Raw genomic sequence first — 21,699 nt, 5'->3', positions numbered from 1 at the left:
GGGCGTCCCGTAACTGGCAGGGCCCCGTCTCAGGATGTCCAGCCGATGCCTTCGAGGTCGAGCAAGTGCTCAGCTGCAAAACCAGGTCGACGTAGTCAGTCAGGTACGTGATCATGCGTTCATGCCCCTGAGAGAGACCCTTACCCGAGTCGACGCGGACCTGGCCGCCGGCCGGGTTCCCGTCGCGCGCCAGCGCTTGCGTGGTCTCATATCGTCGTTCCCGCACGATTTGACGCTCCGCCGCCGTCTGGCCGAGGTGTACCGGCTCTACGGCGACGCCGCCGAGGCCGGACGCTGGATGTACCTCGAAGAGGACCGGAACGCCGACGAGACCGCCGCCTTCGAGGCGCGGTACGGGTCTCCCGGGTGGCGGATGAAGGCCCTCGCCTGGCACGGCACCGAGGCGAAGGCCGCCACCGCCTTCGCAGAAGGGCAGTTGGTCGCTCTGCGGACCGCCTGCGCCGAGGAGCTGGGCCACCCCGTCGACTGGGACGACCCCGCCTCCTACCGGGACGGCCTGGAAGAGGGGTACGAGGCGCCTTCCGAGCCTTGGACGGTCGGCAGTGTGCTGGCGGGCGTCGGCTGTCTGGTGGCGGCTCTTGCGTTCGTCGCGATCTGGGTGAATGGACTCATTGCCCTCTTCGACTGACTCGGGTCACGTGCTCGTCGCGGTCCGCAAGGGCCGGCCGTGAAGCCTCCCACTGAAGGACCGGGCTCTGCTGATCACGGCCTCCTGGCCGCTTGCGGGGGTGGGAGCGCGAGGCGCGTACGGATGCGGCCGGGGAATACGGCTCCGCGTGGCACAGTGCCTGGATCGGGCGGCCCGGGTGGAGCAGCCGTTGATCGATGACGTCGGCGAGCAGGTAGCCGCTGGTCGTTTCGATCAGGAGCCGAGTCGCGCTAGTTGCCGCCCTCGCAGCCGTCTGTGCCCTCCGACTCGCACCCCAGGCCGTACCGGAGAGGATCAAAGCAGTACGGAGCACAGCCGTAACCGAATAGCCGTAACCCCATGACTCCCTCGTCACCACCTCGACAAGATCGCCAAGAGAGTCATCCCATGGCCCTTTTCCCGCTTAGAACTCGCCGAGCGATCCCGGCGCCGGTGAGATACCGCTCGACCGCCGCGGTCTCCGATGCGGGCGGGGCGGACAGGGGTACCACCCGGGCACGAGGCGAGGGCTGTGCGGCCCCCGCCCTGTTGAGTTACACGCTCTGCCAGATGATCGAGCAACTGGTCGAGTCCAACGGCGCCCTGACCGCTCCGCCACGGCGTCAGCCCCATCCGAACGAAGCCCGTGCCGCTTAGGCCTTCAATTCAGTAGCCGCAGCCCTGGGTTGCGCTGACAGAACCGCAGTAGGAGCCTGGAAGAGTTGGCCGGCCCACCGCCACTCGTGGGGGCACCGACGACCAAATCCACGAGCTGTCGTTCTTCGCCGCAAAGTGGGGCGACAGAGATTTCACCGACGTCACCCGCATTGTCGGCACCCACCCCGAAGCGGCCGGTGACCCTGCTTTCGGCACTGGGATGGTGACAACGGCCATCGATCAAGGGAGTAATGATGGACATGAATGACGGCGACATGACCATCGGTACTCACGGCATGCTGCTTCTCGGCGGAGAAGTTTTCTACATGTCGCATCTGCCGATGTTCGAGTCGCCACACAACTTCCAGGTCATCCTGGAGGTGAGCTTGGACGACACTGCCGGTCCGGTGGTCCGCTCCCATCGACATGTTGTGCCCGAAGAGCCGTATGACACGTTCGTTCCCGATGACTTCCCAATGAGCGAGTTGGATCCGCGCGGTGCCGGTCCGCGGCGGACGTCGATCACCGGCAGAATCTCCTGCGGACACTTCGAACGTAAGGGTGGGCAGCACCCGCCGCTCGCCGAGCGCACCGTCGCCAACGTCCAGAGCGTCGTGTACTTCGCGCAGCTCGATGTGCAGGCGGAGCACCGAGATGACAGGGAGCTTGCCTACCTCTGCTTTGGCCGCGGCGGGCAGTTGTACCTCGCTCACGACATCAGCGCGGCGCCCGACTTCGACCAAGTGCTCACGGTTCGAGCTGTCCCTGGCACCGCGACCAACCCGCTCGGAGAACGGCTGCCTGACGACGAGGCCACCCTAGAGAAATTCTTCGCAGAGCATTTCGCCGTGGCCGAACCGGTCGGCATCGGCGGGCGGTCCAACAGGCCGGACCAGCGGGTGGTTCCTCCTGAAACTGTCGATGCGTCGTTCTTTGCCACCGCGCCCCCGAGTGGTTTCCATGGGTTCGGCGTGCAACTGGAGGCGGAGCGGGAGGTTTACATAGAGACCGGCGATCTGCGCAAACCCAAGGCTCACCAGAGCTGATTCGAGGCGCCGGCCGCGTCGGCCTTCGAGGTAATTTCACTTGGTTAAGACCGTGTCCTACGTGGTGAGGCGGACGAGGCGCTTGTAGCCGCACAGGGCGGCTGCAGGCCGAGAAAGGACAGGTAGTTACGGGGATCGCGCTCGTGGCGGGGCTCAAGCGCCGGTAGCCGGACAGCCAGGAGATCGTCCGCTCGATGACCCAGCGGCGGCGGCCCAATCGTTCGCTGGACTCGATGCCTTTGCGGGGCGATCCGGACGCCAAAGCGCCTGCCGCGGAGCAGGTCGACGGCCGCGGTGGGGGTCGTGTCTCGTTTGGTGACCCTTGACCATGGGCTTCAGTCCTTCGCTGTCGTGTGTGTTGCCGGCCGCGACACCGACGAGGAGAGGCAGTCCGTTCGCGTCCGACAGGACGTGCATCTTGGAACCCGGCTTGCCGCGGTCCACGGGGCTCGGACCTGTGTGTTCGCCCCTTTCTTAGCGCAGACGTGGGCTGTGTCCAGGACGACGCGGGTGACCTCGATGAGGCCGGCGTCGTCGAGCCGGTGCAGCACGACTTCGTGCAGCCGCCCCCAGACAGCCGATGTAGCGGCGAACCTCGTACCGCCCAGGCCGCACTCGTTCTTCGCTGTGCGAAGGCGCTCTAGCGGCGGACTGCCGAGATCAGTCCGCCGGGCCGCTCCTCGCGCCGCGGCGGGCTGTCGATCGGGCGGCCGTAGGCGGCAGCGCGCTCGCGCAGGGTGTGGCTGTCGGCCTCCCAGCCGTGCCCGGCCAGCCAGCCCACCGGGTCGTCGGGCATCTCCGAGACCCACATGGAGGCCGCCGATCCCGGCACGGCGTCCGCTCCGAAGCGGTCGATCACGCCGCGCGAGCCCAACGTCAGCCCCATCCGACTGCCTGGCGCCGACTGCGCGCCGATCCGGGTCAGCAGCTGCTCCACCGCGTCCTCGGGGAGATAGATCAGCAGTCCTTCGGCGATCCACACGGTCGGCGCCGCGGGGTCGTGCCCCGCGGCGGTCAGCGCGCCTGGCCAGTCCTCACGCAGATCCACCGCGACGGTGATCCGCTCGCAGCGTGCGACCGCCCGCTCCCGGCGCAGCACCGAAGCCTTGAAGTCCAGTGGCGCGGCGGTGTCGACCTCGAACAGCCTGGTGCCCTCGGGCCACTCCATCCGGAAGGCCCGGCTGTCCATGCCGGCGCCGAGCAGCACGACCTGCCGGATCCCGGACGCGGAGGCCTGCCGCAGCAGGTCGTCGAGGAACTTCGTCCTGATGACGATGGAGAACGACACGGCCAGCCGCCGGCGTCGCGCGGCCTCGTCATCGGGCGGCGGCGATGAGGGCCACAGGCCCCCGGCGGCGGCGAAGGCCCGGGCCAGTGGGTCGCGAAACAGGGGGTTCTCCCGCTCGGTCTCCAGCGCCCGCACCCGGGCCACCCCGACCGCCGTGGCCCACACTCCCGACGGCTGCACATGCTCCTGCTCACCAGTCACCGCGCCAGCCTAGATGAAGGATTCCAAGGGGCCTGAGGAGGGGAGCCGTGGTCATGCGTGGCCGGCCGGTCGTACGCCCACTGATCGCACACGACCACTGAACCGCTGCGAGCAGATGCGGTGCCGATGCTGCTCAGACCCGCAACAGCCTGCGTCGTGGTCCATGCAGGCCCAGCGACGGTGATCGCGGTCACGGCGTCGTTCAGCGCGTAAGCACCCATCCGGGCGTCCAGGTGCCGGCGGCGTCGTGGCCGGCCGTCGTGGCGGCGAGGTGGGCGCGGAGGGTGGCGAGCGCGGGGTGGGGGTTGTCGCGGCGCCAGAGGAGGGAGTGCGGATAGACGGGCGTCGGGTCGGTCACCGGGATACGGCGCAGGCCGTGGTCTGCGGGCCAGATGAGGCGGGTGTGCTCCCCCATGAAGGTGGCCAGGGCCGGCGTGTCGGCGATGGTGTCGAGGAGCGCGTCGGAACCGAAGTTGGGGCCGGTCGCCTCGATGGTGAGGCCGAACTCGGCGACGAGGTCGTCGTAGTAGGCGGCCCACTCGGTACCGGGGACGATGCCAGGCATCCAGATCCGGTGCCGGGCGAGCTGGGCGACGGTCACCGACCGAGCGCCTGCCAACGCGTGGGAGGAGCCGGTGAGGAGCTGGAGGGGCTCGTCGAGCACCCGGATGGACTCGATGTCCTCGGGAAGGGGCCGCCCGGGTGCGGCGACGGCACGGAAGGACGCGTCGATGGCACCTGAGCGGATGGCGGTGACGGCCGTCTCGATGTCGAACAGCATCATCACGTCGAGGTCGATCTCGGGATGTACGCGGTGGAAGCCGCGCATCAGGCCCGACTGCGCGCTGCGCGAGGCGATCACGTCGACGCGCAGGGGACGGCTGCCGGGGTGCACGGACGCGACCGCGCGCTCGGCGACGCGTAGCAGCTCACGCGCGTGGGGCAGGAACGCCCGCCCGTCGATGCTGAGCTCGGCGCCCCGGGGGCCGCGGGTGAACAACCGCACGCCGAGGCCGCGCTCCAGCGTGGCGATGCGCTTGGAGACGGCCTGTTGAGTGATCGACAGGTCGGCTGCCGCCTCCTGGAACCGGCCCGCCTCCGCGACGGCGACGAAGGTCCGCACTGCTTCGAGGTCCACGTCGATCCACCTTAGTCAACAACGAATGGTTGTGCTGAGCCGACAGCTCGGTTGTTTGACCAGCCAGCTCGCTGCCACTTAGCTCTCCTTGGTCAACGTCGGTTTGTGCGGAGAGGAGCCCGCGTCATGAGCCGGAGGCCGTTGGGCCGGCAGTTCGGCTGGCTCTGGGCGGCGTACGCGGTGAGCGCCTACGGGTCCGGGTTCGGGTTCGGGGCCTTGCCGCTGATCGCCGTGCTGGCGTTGCATGCCGGCCCTGCCCAGGTGTCCGCGCTGTCCGCGGTGGGGCCCGCGGTGGGCGCGCTGATCGCGGTGCCCCTCGCGCCGTGGGTGGAGTTCCGTCGCAAGCGCCCGGTCATGATCGCGATGGACCTGACCCGGTTCGCGGCCATGGCCACGACCCCGGCCGCTTACGCCTTCGGTTGGCTCGGTTTCGTCCAGCTGCTCGTGATCTCGGCCGTGGTCGCGGCAGCCAAGATCGCGTTCAACGCGGCCAGCGGGGCGTACCTGAAGGCGGTGGTACGGCCGGATGACCTGCTCGTGGCCAACGCCCGATTCGAGTCGACGAACTGGAGCTCCATCGCGATCGGGCCACCGCTGGGCGGGGCGGCGATCGGTCTGTTCGGTCCGGTCACCACCGTGGTGGCCGACGCGCTCAGCTACCTGCTCTCCGCACTCGGTATCACCGCCATCCCCGGCCGGGAGGAAGCGCCGCCGGCAACCGGTGAAAGCCCTCTGCGGGGGAGCGCGTTGCTCGACGGCTGGCGGCACATCCTCGGCCATCCCGGCTTGCGGGCGCTCTACCTCAACCAGGTGCTCGTCGCCGGTCTGATCATGGCCACCGAGCCCCTGCTGGCCGTGCTCCTCCTGCGCCAGCTCGGCTTCCCGCCCTGGCAGTACGGCCTCGCCTTCGCCGCGCCCTGCGTCGGCGGACTCATCGGTTCCCGGCTGGCCCGTCGTGTCGTGGCCCGATACGGACGGCCCGCGGTCTTCCGGACCGCCGGCACCCTGCGCGCCATCTGGCTGATCGGCCTGGCGCTCGTCCGTCCCGGCGTCGTCGGCCTCGTCACCGTGATGGCCGTCGAGCTGGCGATCATCATCAACATGAGCCTGTACACCCCGGTGCTCGCCACCTACCGGCTCGAACACACCCCCAGGCACCTCGTCGCCCGAACCCTGTCGGCCTGGTCCATCGGCCAGCAGGCGTCCATCGCCCTCCTCACGGCACTCGCCGGACTGCTCGCCGACGTCACCGGCCCACGCACCGCCCTGACGGCCGCGGGACTGCTCATTCTGGCCACCCCACTTCTGCTTCCCCGGCACGACCAGGCATCGCACCACGTCCCGGAGCCGTCCCGCGGCCAGTCATGAGACACCGGAATTCGCCGGCGAGGCAGGGCGGTCATGAGACACCGGAATTCGCCGGCGAGGCAGGGCGTCTCAGGGGGGCGCGGGGCGCCCCGTCCCAGGTGGCGCAGGCCGCCGTACGGAGGTCAGCCGCGACACCACGTCATGCTCCTCGCGGCGGACGGAGGCCACCACCGGAGTGGCGAATCGGGTGTGGTGGCTGTCGCGTCCCGATGATCGCGCGCTGCTCCGAACGCAGGGGCGGTGGACGTCGCCGCGCCGGTCCGGGCGGCGAACAGCCCGGGCAAGAGTCCCTTGCGCGTCGGTGGAACGCGGGCCTCGGGCCCCGGCGCGGCAGGATCGGCGCCCCGGCCGGCACACCGCGCCCCGGAAGCTGTACTGAGAGTGGCGTGAGCTGCGAAATCCCACGTCTGTCAGGGGCGTTGACCCTCGCTACGGTCAAGGGCCGGCGCGAAGTCAGCCTCTGGCGGCACCCGGAGGACGAGCAGCGCGGTGTCGTCGCTGGCCCAGTTGTCACTGTGGGCGGCCAGCCGCTCGCTGAGCCGGTCGACGATGCCCTGCGCGTCGAGACCGTGGCAGCGGGACAGTGCCGCGGCCAAGGCTTCGTCACCGAACAGCGGCCGTTCCAGTGCCGCACGGTCGCGGCGGGCGCGGGCTTCGGTGGCGCCGTCGGTGTACAGCAGCAGCGCGTCGCCGGGCGCGAGACGGAAGCGGACGTCGCTGAGCTGGATGTCGGGCAGGATTCCGAGCAGGCTGCCCTGCCGGCCCACCTCCTGGATCCGGCCGTCCGCGCGGCGGATCAGAGCCGGCGGATGGCCCGCCGTGCACAGGCGGCCCGCCAGACCGCCGGCGGTGAGACGGAAGGTGGCGTAGACGGCGGTCAGGAACCGCTCGCCCTCGCGCTGATCGAGGAGCGCGGAATTCAGGTGCTGGAACACGACGGCGGGCGAGAGGTGCTGGGTGGCCTCGGCGCGCAGGGTGTAGCGGGCGAGGGCGGTGACTTTGGCGGCCTCGGTGCCTTTGCCGCACACGTCGCCCATCACCGTGCACCACCACGGGCCCTTTGTGCGGAAGAGGTCGTAGAAATCCCCTACCACGGTGGTGCCGCCCTCGGCCGGCAGGTAGAACGCCGCAGCCTCCAGCCCGGGCACCTTCTCCAGCGTGGGCGGCAACAGGCTGTCCTGGAGGCTGCGGGCCAGCGCGCTGGAGGTCTCCAGGGCCCTCTCGGCCGCCGTGAGGGCTTCCTGGGCGGTGCTCAGCGAGGTGCGCAGATTGATCTCGTTGCCGACGGCGCGGGCCATCGTGGCGAGCGTGGTCAGTTCCGCGCGCTGCCAGGCGTGCGGGTTCTCGTCGACGACACACATACTGCCCAGCACTTCCCCGCCCGGCCCGAGGATCGGGTATCCGGCCCAGGCTCCGATCTTCATCGGTATGACCGCGGTGTGGTCATGGGTCCGGGGGTCGACGGCGGCGTCCTCGACCACGAACGGTTGCCCAGAGAGCCCCACCAGGAAGTAGCAGAAGCTGTCACGCACCAGGTTCTGCCGCTCGGACACCTCTTCGGCGGGTACACCCACGCATGACTTCCAGAACGAGCGCCGCTCGTCGACCAGGGTGATGAACGCTCGCTCGCACCCGGTCACCGCGGCCGCGAGCTGGGCGAGGTCCTCGAAGGCCTCGTCCGGTCCGGTGTCCATGAGGCCGGTCGCCTCCACCGCGGCCAGTCGTGCCGGGTCGGACAGGGCCGCGGGCAGCCCGTCGGACCGCAGCCCGCCGGGGAATGAAGGCCTCTGCATCGCGGTGGTACCGCCCCTCGGCGCCGGGTTACCGGCGCCATCACGGCGTACAGGGCGCCGGGCGCCAAGACGTTTGGCGCACCCCCAAGAGTAGCCCTGCACGCCCCTGGCGCCGGGGTCACTGCGATCGGCGGGCAGAGGCCCGCGCGCTGGGGGGCCGGACAGGGCGATGCGCGCGCTGGTTCGCTTACCGACCGGTTCCCGCTCCAGCCGGTGCTCGATGTGGGCCCGGTCGAAGAAGGCGAGAGCGTGGTGACGCGCCTCCGCGATACTGGCGCCGGCCGTGCGCAGGGCATAGCAGGCACGCTTTAGCTCAGGGCATGGCCGGCATGCGTCAGGTGCCCAACCGGCACGATAGAGCCCCGTCTGCATCTGGAGGGGCCCCAAGATTCCCGCCCCCACCCCAGGAGATCGCCACCGAGCACCGGAAGGTGAGCCACGCACAGGGGTGGCCGCGTATCGCCGCGGCCCGAGGAATGCGTCCAGCGCGTGCTGTGCGGCGGGGAGACGTCGAGGTCACGCAGCACTCGCCGCCCCTATGGAGTGCCAGGCAGACGCACGCTCCACAGCGGTAGCTGCTCGAAGAACGTGACCGCCTCTTCCCGCCATCGTGACCGCCAGCCGGCAGCCATCGCGGACGCCTGGTGCGCATAGCGGCGCATGTCCGCCTGCATGCCGCCCGTGACGCCGCGGCGCTCCCCGATCTCCCGGATGGCGGCGATGGTCTCGGGACTGCACGAAGGGTCGCCGAGCGCGGCTTCCACCACGCGCCGCTCGGCGTCGTCGATCCTCGCGAGGAGGGCACGGATGGTGTAACTGTGCTTGCCGTCGCGGAGGTCGATGCCGGTCGGCTTTCCCATGGCGGTCGCGTTCCCGAACAGGTCCAGGTAGTCGTCGCGCATCTGTCCGCAGATTCCCACCAGCCGGGCGTAGTCGCGCAGTTCCGTCTCCCACCGCGCCGGCTGTTCGCCCGCGGCCAGGAGGCCGAGTTGCAGGGGTGCGAGGATGGAGTAGCGGGCGGACTTGTAGTCGGCCACTCGGTGCAGGGTCTCCTCGTCCGGCGCGGCGACGAAGTCGCGTTCCGTATCGATGATCTGGCCCATGAACGTGTCGGTCGCCGCCCGGGTCTGCACCTCGACCATGGCCTGCCGCACCTCGGCGGGCACCTTGGCGTCCAGCAAGGCGCGTAGGGACAGGGCGAGTGCGAGGTCACCGGCGAGCACGGTCAGGCCCAGTGCCGTCCGCGGGTGGCCGGGGAACCGCTCACGGTAGGCGTAGTAGGTGGACGGCCCGCCGCGGCGGGTGGGACTGTCGTCGATGAGGTCGTCGTGCACCAGACCATGGGTCTGCAGCAGCTCGATGCTCAGCGCGGCGGCGTCCAGTCCCTCGACCGGCTCCTCCGTCACCAGACGCGCCGCCTCGTGCAGCAGAACGACCCGCATCCGCTTGCCGCCCCTCAAGGACAACTCCCTGAGCAATTGCAGGCATTGCGGGGTGAACCGACTGGACGACGGCGCGTCGAGCCCGACGCTCAGCGTGTCGAAGTACTCCTCAAAGAGCGTGTTGAACCGCTGTTCGTATCCGGCGACACGCTCGAGGATCTGCTGGGTCATGACGCGTTCTTCCCGCTCGGGGGCCGTCGGAGCGGACAGCCTTGGACCTGCGACGGTAGAGGCTCGCGCTCATGGCTGGTCCCGGCGGGGTCAGGGGCCGGTGATCACGCGTGCATAGGGCGGCCCCGGCTGTCAGGCGGGGCTGGGCACGCACGCGATGCGGGTGCCCACTGGCAGGGCCCGCGACAGCTCGAACGGGTCGGGTGAGATCGGATCGGGTCGCCGTAACGGACGAAGGCGTGTACTTACGACTCCGGCAACGGTTCCAGTGCGGTCAGCGCCCCGCCCGCCTCGCGCTCACCGGTCCACCTGAGTTTCCCTTCCGCCCTGGCGAGGGGGCTCAGCCCTGTGCCGCTGGGCCCGCGGACAGCGAGGCATCCGTCGAGCCCCGGTGCTATACGAAGTCGGCAGCCGACCCCATCCGCAACAGGACGTCCCTCCACTCCGCGCCGGAGAGCTGCATCGCCGCCCGGCGAAGGTCGAGCGGGTGGCCGAGGGCAAGCGATGCCGCCATCTCCAGCACGGTCAGATGGGGGCCCATGGTGCCGGGCTCTCTGCGGTGGTCGTTCAGCAGCTCGGGTGTCCCGAGCAGTTCCAGGACGCTCGCCCAGTTCACCGAGGTCGGACGGTCGGTCGGCACGACGGCGCCCAGCATCGGCTCCTCGCTGAAGCGGCGGAGCCAGTAGCCGGCGCGGAAGTAGGCGAGCACCACCGTCGCCTGTCTCATCTGTGGGTTGTCCACCCCCTCCATCAGTTGCTGTGCCATGACCGCCGCTTGCGGAGCCAGCAGGGCGGCGGGCGCTTCGGTCTCCTGATAGATGCTCATGTCGCCACTATGCGGCGGCGGGACAGGCGCTCTCCGTACGGCGCCCAGCCCTGTCACGCGAACAGACCATCCGCTTTGCGTACAGCAACTTGCCCGGCTTCCTCACACGCTGCGGGTCGGAAGGCAGCAGGTCCTCTTCCGCGCTGCCATTCAGGGTCGCGGCCAGCGCCCCGGCGACATTCCCGGCCACAACCGCCGCTTCGCAGTTTCTTCAGCCTGCTCGGGCAGTCGGTGCCCTTACACAGCTCGCAGCCCTGACTCACCGCGCTGGTGACCATCGAGGGCTGAGCGGAGGTCACTGTTCGCCGAGCAGGGTGGGCAGCTTGCGCATGTCGTGGAAGATGACGGTATCCGGGCCTTCAAGCCGCTCGGCCGGGGTGAGTCCACCGGCGTAGCCGAAGGCACGCATACCCGCGGCACGGGCTGCCTGGATGCCAGGTCGACTGTCCTCGATCACCACGCAAGCCGCCGGATCGACGTCCATACGATGCGCGGCGTGCAGGAAGAGATCCGGAGCGGGTTTGCCGCGGCCGACCTCGGTGGCACTGAAGATCCGGCCCGCAAAGTGCTCGTAGAGTCCGGTACGCCCCAGGGTGTGTCTCATCTTGTCGTGTGAGCCGCTGGAAGCCACACAGGTCGGTAGGGTGATGCTCTGGAGCGCCTCGAATATCCCATCGACGGGGACGAGTTCGGCATCCACGGCCTCGCGGTGGAGTTCCTCGAACCGCTTCGACCAGACGGCCGCCGTCTCCTCCCCTAGCTGGGCGGCGACCTGTGCGCCGATGTCGGCGTGCGACCGTCCGATGAAGCGGGTGATCACCTCTTCCGACGTGAGTGGCCATCCCAAGGTGGCGCCAAGGGCAACCTGGACCCCTACAGCGATGCGCTCACTGTCGACCAGTACTCCGTCGCAATCGAATATCACCAGTTCAATGGGTCTGATCATCTCGGCAGCATAAGTCCCCGGCCGACAGTTGCCGCCGAGGGCGTCTTGCGGCGTCGCAATGCTCGGGACTCGTGGATCAGCTTCCCGGGAGCGCGTGAAGGGCGTACCTTCCCGGGTGATTGATCGACCGGTCACCGAGTAGGCCCGCATCCGCAGCGCGGGTCGGAAGAGGCACACCCGTGCTCAGCGTAGAGAACGCCGACAGTCCCGCCGAGACCGGCGAGTTGTTGCGCCAGCGCCGCCGCCATGGGATGCGCGACCCCGAACTCGCCGTTGATGGCGCGATGAGCCTGTGGAGGGCCCTGGCCGCAGTGTTCCCGGCCGAGCACTGGGTCCACCTGCGGACCACGAACCCCGTCGAGTCGACGTTCTCCACGACAAGGTTGCGGACCCAAGCCACCCGTGGCGCCGGTAGCCCGGTCGCCGCCCAGGCCATGGTGGTCAAGCTGGTCGAAGCCGCCCAGGCCCGCTGGCGCGCGATCACCGGAGCCCACCTCGTCCTTCTTGTCCGGGCCGGAACTCGCTTCGAGAACGGCATCCTGGTCGAGGGTCCCCAGGCGGTGGCTGCGTGAACCAGCCCACCCGTGGAGCACTGCATCACGTCGAGATTTGGGTCTCCGACCTCGATCGCGCCATTTTCTCATTCGGCTGGTTGCTGGAGGCCCTGGGCTACACCAAGTTCCAGCACTGGAAGGACGGGCGCAGCTGGCGGCTCGGGGCGACCTACCTCGTCCTTGAGCAGTCGCCAGCCCTCACCGCCGACGGGCATGACCGCTGCCGCCCCGGTCTGAACCACCTGGCGTTCCACGTCGAGGACGCGACCGATGTCGAGGAGCTGGTCGCCGAGGCCGCCCACCATGGCTGGCACCTGATGTTCCCCGACCAGCATCCACACGCCGGCGGCAAGCAGCACTACGCCGCCTACCTGGAGAGCGACGACGGCTTCGAGATCGAACTCGTCGCCATCACCTCACCGAACGAAGGTGAGTCCGACTGATCCACAGGAGTTGACGATTACTCGGCTGCGAGCCCCGTCGGTCCAAGACAGACAGGCCGACAAACCTGAGGTCGCAGGTCGCCCCGGTTCCGGTCGCCTTGGCCCACTCAGCGGGCGGCACGCTCAGGGAGATCTTGCCAAGGGAGCCCAACCGGAGTACGTGCGCAGGCCGCGGATGTCAGGACAGGAGGGCGGCGGCGTGATGGCGGGCCTCGCGCAGCCATGTGCCGCGGGCTTCGTCCGAGGAGTCGGCGACCGTCCGGAAGACGACTCGGCGAACATCGGTGACACCCACGTACGGCAGCACGCATGCCGCCCAGATCTTCTGCAACGGGTCCCCGAACTCCGCCTCTTCGCGGTCGGCCGGAGTGTCGGATGTGTTCAGCACGAGGGCTCGGCCGGCTCGCAGCAGCCCTTCGGGGCTTCCCTCCGCGCTGCCCAGTTTGTAGGCGACGCCGGGCACGAGCACACGCTGCACCCAACCCGCGAGAACAGCGGGCGGCATGCCCCACCAGTTCGGGTGAACGAACACCAGGGCGTCGAGTGTGGCCACCTCGGCACGGTGAAGCGCCACCTGAGAATCGTGAATGCCCGCAGAAGAGTTCGCGCCCGTACGCGTCCCCGCCGGCATACCCGTCCCTGTGGCGGATCGGACCGTGTCCGTCTCGTCCGCGGACAGCTCCGGAGCGAACTCCTCGGCGTAGAGATCGTGCGCGAGAACCTCACTTCCGAGGTCGCTCAGGTGCTGCACAACGGTCTCGAACAGGGCGTGGTTGAAGCTGCCGGCACGCGGATGCGCGAGGTAGACACCTATGCGCCGCATTCATCCCCCAAGGACATCGATGGTCGTCAGCCGTGGCATCCCGCCGCCGCCCTCCCCGTCCGGTCATCATGGCCGGTGAGCACCGCGCGCGGAAGTAACGTCCAATCGCTGGACCTGTCGCGGTCAGACGCCAGACGCCCAGCTCGTCGGCTCGGCGAGCGCCCTCCGGCCCGCCCACCGCCCACCGGCCCAGGCGCGAGGCTTGACCGTGATGTGAGACTTGCAGAATGGACATGGGGCGTGAGTCGCGGTGGGAAAAAGACGCAATGACGGTGGAGATCGTCTTCGCCCTCGTGACCGCCGCCGTCCTGGCTGCGGTGATCTTCGCCGCCGCTTTGACTCTCGTCCTGGCCCTGGGCATCTCTGGTTCCACGGAGAAGGGCGTGTTGGTGGGGGGCGCGCTGCTCGGAGCGATGGCCGGAGTGTGGCGTCTGGTGCATGTGCTGCTGCGGTTCGGCGAGCAGCGCCGAATGGGTCGCTGACTACGGTCCTTCTCCTTGAGGTCGGTAGCCTCCGGGCGTACGGATCGTTGGGCGCGCCATCGCGGGCCGCATGCGCGATCGGCTCGGTGAGCATGCAGTGCCCTAAAAAAAGGGGGGCATGACAGGGGCCCATCCCATCGACCGAGATACGTACGGCTCCGAGCTCCATCGGATCAGCGAGCGGAGGCCAGCAGCCCCCGCCGACCGCCTCCCCTGGAAGACAGCCTCCGCACGCGCTCCTCCCCCACTGGAGGACGAAGATCGGCGGCGTGAAGCGCTGGTTCGACGCGGAGATCACGGGGCGGATCCCTGACGAGCGCGGTCGCCTGGACCACCGGTTCGAGGAGTTCATCGAGGACTGCCAACGGCTCCCTCGCGCGGCGGTACCGCCGGGCGCTTCGGACCGGCCTGCGGTCGTAAGCGGAATCGCACTGGGGAGCAAGCCGTCGGTTCATGTTGGGTCCGGCGCTCACCGGGCAGACGACACGAGCACCATGAAGCCGAGCGGAGGAGAGACAGTGGCGCGGGACTCATCACTGAGAGCTGTCGGATGGGCACGGTCCCTTCCGGTCAGCAGCGGCGTGAAGGCCGCCAGGGACTGGACGCGCGCGCATCTGGCGACGCTCGGCTGGGCGGCAGCGGCACCGGATCTGGTCGACTCGGTCGTGCTGACCGTCTCCGAGCTGGTCACCAACGCCCATGTCCACGCCCACAGCCCAGCGCAGCTCATCCTCACCTGGGATGAGGAATGCCTGCATGTGACCGTCCACGACTCCTCGACCCTGCTGCCCGAGCAGCGGCACGCCGGCGACGAGGCGCTCGGGGGACGGGGACTGCTCCTGATCGACGCCCTCGCCGATACCTGGCAGGCCTACCGGTGCCCCCGCGGCAAGGACGTCACCGCGTGCTTCCAGCCGCCACCCGCGCGGTCGCCAGGGATTTCCCCGTCCTCCTGATCGCCTCCGGCCGAGCGATGACCGGACGAAAAGCAGCCGAGACGGAGACCCATGACCGGGACGACAGCGGGTAGGCGAAAAAGTACGAAAGCTGCTTCACGTGATCAACCAGCCCGGACCAACCAGGGATCACTTCTATGGTCACCCCCCTCAGCTCCATGGTCACTCCCCTCGGCAACTGGACACCGGACGAACCGGGACCGTCGGCATTCGTGCGGTACGGCGCCGTCTGGGACACCGCTCATGCGTCCGTCACCGACGCCCGGCGCGCCGTGCGCACGCTGTTGGCCCGGGCAGGGCACCGCCCTGATCAGCGCCCGAACCAAGACGCCCAGTTGGTCGTCAGCGAGCTCGTCAGCAACGCGATCCAGCACGCGCCCGGCCCGGGCGGCCTCCTGCTGGAGGTGACGCCAGATGCCACGCTGCTTCGGATAACCGTCCGCGACAGCTCCCGTCGGCTGCCCCGGCCGCAGGCACGCGACGCCCTCCGTATCGGTGGACACGGTCTGCACCTGGTGGGTCGCCTGTGCGACAAGCTTCGCACCGTCACGCTGGACACCGGCAAACTGGTCACCGCTCACCTTCGCTTGTACGGGGCCACCGGCTGACAGGATGTGCGGCTGATCTTCGGCGCGACCGTGCGGCACCGCCTCCGCGGACGGTAGGCGCGACGGTGCGGGGCCAGCCTCCTGGAGGATGGCCCCGCACCATGGCGTGTTGTTCGGAACCTACTCGATGTTGATCTTGAACGTGGTCGTCCTGTTGCGGATGTTCTCGGCGTTGCCGCTCATGCGCAGGTTGCGGAAGGTGGCCTCACCGACGGCGGGGCCCTGGCCGGGCTCGGGCAGCTCGTTGGCCCAGATGCCGAATCCGGACTTGGCGTCGAAGGCGTCCCCGCTCTTCTTGGAGTCGGTGATGGAGATGTCGGTGAAGATGGTGTCCTTCACCGGGAACTGCGGCTGGCCACCGGAGTAGTTGGTCTGGAACATCACGCCTCCGTAGGTGGAGTCATCGATGTCGACGTCGTTGACCCGGATCCCCTGGAAGACCTTGGAAGCGGAGAACGCCCAGATGGCGGGGAAGACCTGCGAGCCCCAGAAGTGGCCGCCCGTCCTGTCGAGGGAGACGTTCTCGATCGTCGTGGGGTCGGTCCCGAAGCCGTTCATCGGGTAGCCGAAGTCCAGCGAGGAGATCGTGATGCCGGAGTAGACCAGGGTGTCGGCCACACGGATGTTGCGGAAGGTGTTGGCGTAGCCGCCGTAGACGGCGATTCCGGCCGCCCGCCAGGTGAGTGTCGACGTCAGGTTCTCATAGAGGTTGTTCTTCTCGTCGGCGCCGCCGGCGTCGATCGCGGAGAACAGCGCGAAGCTGTCGTCGCCCGTGGCTCGGGCGTCGTTGTTGACCACGTGGTTGTCCGTGGAACCGTTTGTCATGTTGATGCCGTCGGCGAACGTGTCGCGGATGCGGGAGTTCTTGATCGTCATGCTGTCGGTGTTGGCGCCCCAGTAGAGGCACACCATGTGCTCGGCCCAGATGTCGTCGATGGTGATGCCGGAGACGTTGGAGAAGTCGAACACCTTGCCCGGTCCGTCGATACGGGACGTGTAGTTGCCGAAGTAGGCGAACCCGGCGAACGTCGAGCCGTTGGCGCTCGCCTCGGCCCGGAAGCCGATGTCGGTGTTCTCCTGGGAGGCGGGGGCGTGGAAGCGGGTGAACCAGGGCCCGGCTCCGACGACCTTGACGGTCTTGCCGTAGACCTGGAACTTGCTCGACGTCTCGTAGTCACCGGCGGGCAGGTAGACGCCGACGAGCTTGCCCGTGGTGTCCATACGGACCTTGTCCAGCGCGTTCTGCACGTCTTGCTGTGTGAAACCGGCCGGGACCGTGTAGGCGGCCGGGTCCGGGTTCGGGGCCGCCGTCGCCTGTTCGGTGTTGACGAAGTCGATGGCGTAGGTGGAGGTGTTGGCCGCGTCCTTCTGGAGCCGGATCCTGGAACCGGCCGGCACTGTCTTGCCCAGCAGCAGGTTCGCCTCGTCGTAGATGTGCCGCGGGGCGCCGGATCCGGGAGAGTTGCCGGGCGAGGTCTCGTTGCCGTAGAGCCAGGCGTACTTCGAGGTGAGGTCGACCGACTTGAGGAACTGGCCGTCCACGTAGACGTCGAGCGTGGTGTCGGTGCCGTCCGGGATCGAGAAGCGGGTCACCAGGGTGTTGGTCGGCGCGCGGGTGGTCCACTCGACGTACTGGCCGGTCCCGTCGAGGGTCACCGCCTTGCGGCCGCTCGCCTCACCGGCGATGTCGCCGACGGTCCGGTTCGGGCCGACGACCTTGGCGCCGCCTCCGACCGTGCCGTCCTCGGCTTCGTACATGTCGTACGGCATGTCCGCGCCGCGGCCGACGAACAGGGGCTGAGTCGTGGTGTTGTTGCCGCGCTTGACCGGTAGTTCGTTGGCGTCGTCGGCGATGACCGTCTTGACGGTGTACTTGCCGTTGACGGCCGTCCACGATCCGAGCCCGACCGGTGCGGTCGTCTGGCCCGGCGCGATGGCACCGTTGTAGGAGCCGCCGAGCGTCTTGACGGTGGCGCCCTTGGAGTCCTGGACCGTCAGCGTGACACCGTGAGATCCGGAGGCCGAGGCCGTCGTCCCCTGGTTCTTGAGCGCGACGGTGAACTTGACCTCGTCACCGGCCGAGGCGCTGGAGGGGGCCCAGGCGACCGGTGCCGCGATCAGGTCGGAGCTGGCGACGGGCTTGACGACGAGAGCGTCGGAGCGGGTGAAGGCGTTGTTCGCCTCGTTCTGCTCGATGACCTTGTTCGACGGGTCCACCTCGGCACCGACCGGGTAACTGCCCGCGTCCCGGGTGCCGATGCTTGCTGTGACCGCCTTCGACTCGCCGGCCGCGAGGGCAGGGACATCCGCCGTGGCGGCCTTCGTGCCGCCGAGGGTGAAGTTCAGGTCGGTGGCCTTGGACGTCTTGGTGCCGCTGTTGGTGACGGTCGCGGTGAGGCTGATCGCGTCCGACTCGACAGGGGCGGTGGGGGTGTTGGTGATGCCGGTGACCTTGAGGTCCGGGTTCGCGGCCGGGGTGCCGATCACCTGGAACTCGGCGACCTGCGCGCCCGGAGCCCCGGAGTTGGAGGTGAACTTGAGCTGGATGTCCGCGGCGGTCCCGGAGACCGGGATGGTGACCGTGTTGCCGCCGGCCGGTGAGAAGGTGTAGTCCTTCGCCGAGGCGAGCGTGGTGAAGGTCGTGGAGTCCTGGTCTCGGCCGAGGACTTGGACGTTCTGGGTGCGTGTCGACCAGGCGGCGTCCGGACTGAGCTTGACGACGATCTGGCTCAGGTCGGCGTTGGCGCCCAGCCTGGTGGTGAGGGTGGCCGGGTAGGCGCCTCCCCCGCTCTCCCAATACGTCCCAATCTGGCCGTCGTTGGCGTTCGTGGCGACGTAGGTGAAGGTGTAGGAGGAGGCCTCGATGGGCTTGCCCTGGGCGAGGTTGGAGCCGGGGCCGGTCGGTGAGCCGGGCCGGGTGACGCTGTTGCTCGCCGTGGACACGTTCCCGGCGGCGTCCTTCGCCTTCACGTAGTAGGTGACGGTAGCCGCCGCCGAGGGGGTGTCGGTGTACGTGGTGACGTCCCCCGCGACGCTCTTGACCAGCTGGTCGTTGGCGTAGACGTCGTAACCGGTGACCTTGACGTCGTCGCTGGACGCCTGCCAGGTCAGTTTCACGTCGGTGCCGGACTGCGTGTACGCGAGGTTGCCGGGTGCGGTGGGTGCCTGGGTGTCACCGCCGGATCCTTTACGGGTGACGCTGTTGCTGTTGGAGGAGACGTTGCCCGCGGCGTCCCTGGCGCGCACGAAGTAGGTGACGTCGCTGCCGGCCGGCTGGTTGTCGGTGTACGTCAGGACGTTCCCGGCGACGCTCGCCCGCAGTTGGCCGCCCGCGTAGACGTCGTAGGCCGTGACGCCTGTGTCGTCGCCGGCCGCGCTCCAGGTCAGCTTGATCTGTCCGGTGGCCGGCTCGGAGTAGGCGAGGTTCGTCGGCGCGCTGGGCGCCTGGGTGTCGCCGGCCGCCGGACCGTACACCTCCAGCTCGGACAACTGTCCCGCGGGCCAGCCGGTGTTGGCGGTGATCAGCGCGCGCACGTAGCGCGTCGTGGTGGTGTCGAAGTCGATGGTCGTCGACTGGTTGTGGCCGCTGTCGAAGGTGTACGCCTTCGAGGCCGTCAGGTCGGTGAAGTTCTGGTTGTCGGTCGATCCCTGGATCTTGAGCGTCTGGGTGCGGCTGGGCCATCCGGTGGGCAGCCGCAGCGCCACCTGGTTCACCTTGATCGATGCGCCGAGGTCGACCTGGAGCCACTGAGGGAAGGCGTTGTTCCTGCTCTCCCAGTAGGTGGCCTGGTTGCCGTCGCCGGCGTTGGCGGCGCCGTACACGTCGGCGTGCCCGCTCTCGCTGAACGGCTTGCCCAGGGCGAGGTTGGGTGTCGAGGCGGCGGTCGTGAGGACGCGCATCTCGGCGAGCTGGGCGGTGGGGGCGGCCGAGTTGGCGCTGAAGTCGGCTCGTACGTACCGGGCGAGGGTCGCGGGGAAGGAGACCTTCACCGTGTTGTCGTCGCCGGGGCCGAAGACGTACTGCGCCGACGACTTGAGCGTGGCGAAGGTCTTTCCGTCGGCGCTGCCCTGAAGGGCCAGCGTCTGCTTGCGGGTCTGCCATCGCTCGGGAAGACGTAGCACGACCTGGCGGACGCGCTTGGCCCGACCGAGGTCGGTCTGCACCCACTGGGCCGACTTCTTTCCGGCCTGCCAGTAGGTGTCGGCGTCACCGTCGGTGATGTTGGCGGCCGAGTGTGCGGCGAGGGCGCTGCCGGCCTTGGTCGTGGCGTCCACGGCGGCGTCGCGGCCGCCGGCCGCGTGCGCGCCGACGGCGGGCAGGCCCAGCACCATGACGGTGGAGGCGAGCGCCGCGGTCGCTGCGCGCCTTCTCCAGTATCTCGGCTTGTGTCGAGTCATGCGGGGTTCACTCCCTGCGGAGGTTCGCGCGCCGGCGGGGGCGGCGAGAGCGGCTCGTTCCGGGCAGAGCGGTGGCGCTGTACGACGGGACGGCAAGGTGCGTCCGTCACGGGCGGCACGGCGACCCATCGGGCACCATGCATGTCGGGGCACCATGCGCAGGTTCTTGCGTTCTTTCATCGCAATATTGCAGAGCGAAGTGGGTGCGTCTACGGTCGGGGCGGCAGAATTTCCTCGGGCGCGCTCTCGCTCCGGTGATACCGGCGGGGCGTGCGTACCGTCTGGGCAGGTGGAGAGGTCAGTGAGGTGCCGTAGTGCGCTTCGCACACTTGGGGACGCGCCTGCGGGAAGCGCCCTCGCCCCGGCCGCGCTCACGACACGCGTCATCGAACGTGCATGCTGCCCAGCGCAAGCGAACGCAAGACGCGCAATTTTTTGCGCGCTTCTGCTGATCAATAGCCATCCGCTCGGCTGCCCCCCGGCCGTTCCGTACCCTGGCGGCATGCGCATGCGCCCCACTCTGAGTTGGACGCCCACCGAGGGCCTGCCGCCGGGTAGCACGGATCCGGGACCGGTCGCCGACGCGCTGAGCACCGGCGGTGTACTGGTGCTCAGCGGAGCAGGCATCTCCACGGAGTCGGGCATCCCCGACTACCGCGGTGAGGGCGGGAGTCTGAGCCGTCACACCCCGATGACCTACCAGGACTTCACCGATGGCGCTCAGGCCCGGCGCCGGTACTGGGCACGCAGCCACCTCGGGTGGCGGACGTTCGGCAGCGCCCGCCCCAACGCCGGGCACCGGGCCGTAACCGCGTTTCAGCGGCACGGCCTCCTTTCCGGTGTGATCACTCAGAACGTCGACGGCCTGCACCAGGCCGCCGGCAGCGAGGGTGTCGTCGAACTCCACGGAAGCCTGGACCGCGTCGTCTGCCTTGCCTGCGGCGCTCTCAGCCCGCGCCGCGAACTCGCCCGACGCCTGGAGGAGGCGAACGCCGGCTTCGAACCGGTGGCCGCCGGAATCAACCCCGACGGTGACGCCGACCTCACCGACGAACAGGTGGGGGACTTCCGCGTCGTGGCCTGCGTGGTGTGCGGCGGCATCCTCAAGCCGGACGTGGTGTTCTTCGGCGAGGCCGTTCCGCCGCGGCGTGTCGAGCACTGCCGCGAACTGGTCCGCGAGGCGTCTTCCCTGTTGGTCCTGGGCTCCTCCCTCACGGTGATGTCAGGGCTCCGGTTCGTGAGGCAAGCGGCCCAGGCCGGCAAGCCGGTACTGATCGTCAACCGGGACCCCACACGTGGCGACCGTCATGCCGTCGGCCGGGTGGCGCTCTCGCTGGGAACGGCCCTCACCGCCGTGGCCGACCGACTGGGCATCCCGGTCGAGGGCGAAGCGCCGGTGCAGACGGGGTAGGGGTGGGGCGGGCGGCGCACCGCGCTCTCCGCCTCACCGTGCGAACTTCTCGATGGCCGCCGGGGTGACGGGCGTGAAGAAGTTGACGAGGTTGCCGTCGGGGTCGCGGAACAGCAGCGAGCGGTTGCCCCAGGGCATCGTGGTGGGCTCGGCGACGAAGTCGGTTACGAGGCCGGACAGGTTCCGGTGAACCTCGTCCACGTCGTCGACGAGGAACTCGGTGATCACGCTGTGGTTGTCGGCCGGGCGGGCGGAACCCTGGGCGAACAGCGGGACGGTGCGGGTGCCGGCGATCGCGAGGGTGGCGTTGGCGGTCTTGAGTTCGGCGAAGTCCTCCGTGGCCCACATCGCCTGTATCCCGGTGACGCGCTCGTAGAACTCGACGAGGCGCGGGACGTCGCCGGTGATGACGCGGATCGAGACGAAGTTCATGGTGATCTCCTTGACTGCGTGGTTTGCGTGGGCTGCGTGGGCTGTGCCGGGGCGCGTCGAACGCGCC

17 protein-coding genes and 2 pseudogenes are annotated in these 21,699 nt (G+C 69.0%); 9 read left to right on the top strand and 10 right to left on the bottom strand.

Features of this window, described 5'->3' with window-relative positions; all coding sequences use genetic code 11:
- The first annotated feature begins 121 nt into the window (after positions 1-121).
- Positions 122-649, top strand: a complete 528-nt coding sequence (locus tag ACIBA9_RS21925) for a DUF6584 family protein (protein ID WP_399365308.1) — start codon at positions 122-124, stop codon at positions 647-649.
- Between the two features lie 917 nt (positions 650-1,566).
- Positions 1,567-2,352, top strand: a complete 786-nt coding sequence (locus ACIBA9_RS21920; RefSeq protein WP_399365306.1) for a hypothetical protein — start codon at positions 1,567-1,569, stop codon at positions 2,350-2,352.
- A gap of 57 nt (positions 2,353-2,409) precedes the next feature.
- On the opposite strand, the pseudogene ACIBA9_RS21915 reads toward ACIBA9_RS21920, so the two are convergent.
- The 3 genes and pseudogenes from ACIBA9_RS21915 to ACIBA9_RS21905 all read right to left on the bottom strand — a co-directional run.
- Positions 2,410-2,820: pseudogene (locus ACIBA9_RS21915) on the bottom strand (transposase); the annotation flags it as partial.
- A 172-nt stretch (positions 2,821-2,992) separates the two neighbouring features.
- A complete protein-coding gene (locus tag ACIBA9_RS21910) occupies positions 2,993-3,805 on the bottom strand; it encodes a class I SAM-dependent methyltransferase (RefSeq protein ID WP_399365583.1) in 813 nt (270 codons plus the stop codon).
- Between the two features lie 238 nt (positions 3,806-4,043).
- Positions 4,044-4,979, bottom strand: coding sequence for a LysR family transcriptional regulator (locus tag ACIBA9_RS21905; RefSeq protein WP_399365304.1), 936 nt, complete (start codon positions 4,977-4,979; stop codon positions 4,044-4,046).
- Positions 4,980-5,105: 126 nt separating this feature from the next.
- Here ACIBA9_RS21905 and ACIBA9_RS21900 point away from each other — a divergent pair, with 126 nt between their 5' ends.
- A complete protein-coding gene (locus ACIBA9_RS21900; protein WP_399365302.1) occupies positions 5,106-6,347 on the top strand; it encodes an MFS transporter in 1,242 nt (413 codons plus the stop codon).
- A 410-nt stretch (positions 6,348-6,757) separates the two neighbouring features.
- Here the strand turns inward: ACIBA9_RS21900 and ACIBA9_RS21895 are convergent, their stop codons facing one another.
- The 4 genes from ACIBA9_RS21895 to ACIBA9_RS21880 all read right to left on the bottom strand — a co-directional run bounded on the left by ACIBA9_RS21895 (position 6,758) and on the right by ACIBA9_RS21880 (position 11,525).
- A complete protein-coding gene (locus tag ACIBA9_RS21895; protein WP_399365300.1) occupies positions 6,758-8,140 on the bottom strand; it encodes a PP2C family protein-serine/threonine phosphatase in 1,383 nt (460 codons plus the stop codon).
- Between the two features lie 536 nt (positions 8,141-8,676).
- Positions 8,677-9,753, bottom strand: coding sequence for a polyprenyl synthetase family protein (locus tag ACIBA9_RS21890; RefSeq protein WP_399365298.1), 1,077 nt, complete (start codon positions 9,751-9,753; stop codon positions 8,677-8,679).
- A gap of 394 nt (positions 9,754-10,147) precedes the next feature.
- Entirely contained in the window at positions 10,148-10,579 is a 432-nt protein-coding gene (locus ACIBA9_RS21885; RefSeq protein ID WP_399365296.1) for a hypothetical protein, read from the bottom strand.
- Between the two features lie 295 nt (positions 10,580-10,874).
- On the bottom strand, positions 10,875-11,525 hold the full coding sequence (locus tag ACIBA9_RS21880) for an HAD family hydrolase (RefSeq protein WP_399365294.1): 651 nt from the start codon (positions 11,523-11,525) through the stop codon (positions 10,875-10,877).
- A 314-nt stretch (positions 11,526-11,839) separates the two neighbouring features.
- Here ACIBA9_RS21880 and ACIBA9_RS21875 point away from each other — a divergent pair.
- Together ACIBA9_RS21875 and ACIBA9_RS21870 are read left to right on the top strand one after the other, a co-directional pair.
- Positions 11,840-12,097 (top strand): annotated as a pseudogene (locus ACIBA9_RS21875) (IS256 family transposase); the annotation flags it as partial.
- Complete coding sequence (locus tag ACIBA9_RS21870; protein ID WP_399365292.1) at positions 12,094-12,522, top strand: VOC family protein; 429 nt, start codon at positions 12,094-12,096, stop codon at positions 12,520-12,522. The pseudogene ACIBA9_RS21875 and the gene ACIBA9_RS21870, both read left to right, overlap by 4 nt.
- A 178-nt stretch (positions 12,523-12,700) precedes the next feature.
- Here ACIBA9_RS21870 and ACIBA9_RS21865 read toward each other — a convergent pair whose 3' ends face one another.
- Positions 12,701-13,345, bottom strand: coding sequence for an NAD(P)H-dependent oxidoreductase (locus ACIBA9_RS21865; RefSeq protein ID WP_399365290.1), 645 nt, complete (start codon positions 13,343-13,345; stop codon positions 12,701-12,703).
- 227 nt (positions 13,346-13,572) lie between these two features.
- Here ACIBA9_RS21865 and ACIBA9_RS21860 point away from each other — a divergent pair, with 227 nt between their 5' ends.
- The 3 genes from ACIBA9_RS21860 to ACIBA9_RS21850 all read left to right on the top strand — a co-directional run bounded on the left by ACIBA9_RS21860 (position 13,573) and on the right by ACIBA9_RS21850 (position 15,391).
- Positions 13,573-13,827: a DUF6332 family protein gene (locus tag ACIBA9_RS21860; RefSeq protein ID WP_399365288.1), complete on the top strand. Its 255-nt coding sequence runs from the start codon at positions 13,573-13,575 to the stop codon at positions 13,825-13,827.
- 518 nt (positions 13,828-14,345) lie between these two features.
- On the top strand, positions 14,346-14,783 hold the full coding sequence (locus ACIBA9_RS21855) for an ATP-binding protein (protein ID WP_399365286.1): 438 nt from the start codon (positions 14,346-14,348) through the stop codon (positions 14,781-14,783).
- Between the two features lie 137 nt (positions 14,784-14,920).
- Positions 14,921-15,391 carry an ATP-binding protein gene (locus ACIBA9_RS21850; protein WP_399365284.1) on the top strand — a complete coding sequence of 157 codons (471 nt, stop codon included), beginning with the start codon at positions 14,921-14,923 and terminating at the stop codon, positions 15,389-15,391.
- Positions 15,392-15,511: 120 nt separating this feature from the next.
- Here ACIBA9_RS21850 and ACIBA9_RS21845 read toward each other — a convergent pair whose 3' ends face one another.
- Positions 15,512-19,789: a discoidin domain-containing protein gene (locus ACIBA9_RS21845; RefSeq protein ID WP_399365282.1), complete on the bottom strand. Its 4,278-nt coding sequence runs from the start codon at positions 19,787-19,789 to the stop codon at positions 15,512-15,514.
- Between the two features lie 502 nt (positions 19,790-20,291).
- On the opposite strand from ACIBA9_RS21845, the gene ACIBA9_RS21840 reads away from it, so the two are divergent.
- Positions 20,292-21,200 carry an NAD-dependent protein deacetylase gene (locus ACIBA9_RS21840; RefSeq protein WP_399365280.1) on the top strand — a complete coding sequence of 303 codons (909 nt, stop codon included), beginning with the start codon at positions 20,292-20,294 and terminating at the stop codon, positions 21,198-21,200.
- A 33-nt stretch (positions 21,201-21,233) separates the two neighbouring features.
- Here the strand turns inward: ACIBA9_RS21840 and ACIBA9_RS21835 are convergent, their stop codons facing one another.
- Entirely contained in the window at positions 21,234-21,632 is a 399-nt protein-coding gene (locus ACIBA9_RS21835; RefSeq protein WP_399365278.1) for a VOC family protein, read from the bottom strand.
- Positions 21,633-21,699: the final 67 nt, after the last annotated feature.

It is taken from the genome of Streptomyces sp. NPDC051452 (assembly GCF_044454765.1).
Lineage (GTDB): Bacteria > Actinomycetota > Actinomycetes > Streptomycetales > Streptomycetaceae > Streptomyces.
The sequence above is the reverse complement of the archived record's forward strand: the minus strand, read 5'-3'. Positions and strand labels throughout refer to the sequence as shown.

Bases quoted from the DNA above. Each gene is read 5' to 3' on its own strand.
- ACIBA9_RS21925 (WP_399365308.1), top strand. From the start codon at position 122: ATGCCCCTGAGAGAGACCCTTACCCGAGTCGACGCGGACCTGGCCGCC.
- ACIBA9_RS21920 (WP_399365306.1), top strand. From the start codon at position 1,567: ATGAATGACGGCGACATGACCATCGGTACTCACGGCATGCTGCTTCTC.
- ACIBA9_RS21900 (WP_399365302.1), top strand. From the start codon at position 5,106: ATGAGCCGGAGGCCGTTGGGCCGGCAGTTCGGCTGGCTCTGGGCGGCG.
- ACIBA9_RS21895 (WP_399365300.1), bottom strand. From the start codon at position 8,140: ATGCAGAGGCCTTCATTCCCCGGCGGGCTGCGGTCCGACGGGCTGCCC.
- ACIBA9_RS21890 (WP_399365298.1), bottom strand. From the start codon at position 9,753: ATGACCCAGCAGATCCTCGAGCGTGTCGCCGGATACGAACAGCGGTTC.
- ACIBA9_RS21885 (WP_399365296.1), bottom strand. From the start codon at position 10,579: ATGAGCATCTATCAGGAGACCGAAGCGCCCGCCGCCCTGCTGGCTCCG.
- ACIBA9_RS21880 (WP_399365294.1), bottom strand. From the start codon at position 11,525: ATGATCAGACCCATTGAACTGGTGATATTCGATTGCGACGGAGTACTG.
- ACIBA9_RS21865 (WP_399365290.1), bottom strand. From the start codon at position 13,345: ATGCGGCGCATAGGTGTCTACCTCGCGCATCCGCGTGCCGGCAGCTTC.
- ACIBA9_RS21860 (WP_399365288.1), top strand. From the start codon at position 13,573: ATGGACATGGGGCGTGAGTCGCGGTGGGAAAAAGACGCAATGACGGTG.
- ACIBA9_RS21850 (WP_399365284.1), top strand. From the start codon at position 14,921: ATGGTCACCCCCCTCAGCTCCATGGTCACTCCCCTCGGCAACTGGACA.
- ACIBA9_RS21845 (WP_399365282.1), bottom strand. From the start codon at position 19,789: ATGACTCGACACAAGCCGAGATACTGGAGAAGGCGCGCAGCGACCGCG.
- ACIBA9_RS21840 (WP_399365280.1), top strand. From the start codon at position 20,292: ATGCGCATGCGCCCCACTCTGAGTTGGACGCCCACCGAGGGCCTGCCG.
- ACIBA9_RS21835 (WP_399365278.1), bottom strand. From the start codon at position 21,632: ATGAACTTCGTCTCGATCCGCGTCATCACCGGCGACGTCCCGCGCCTC.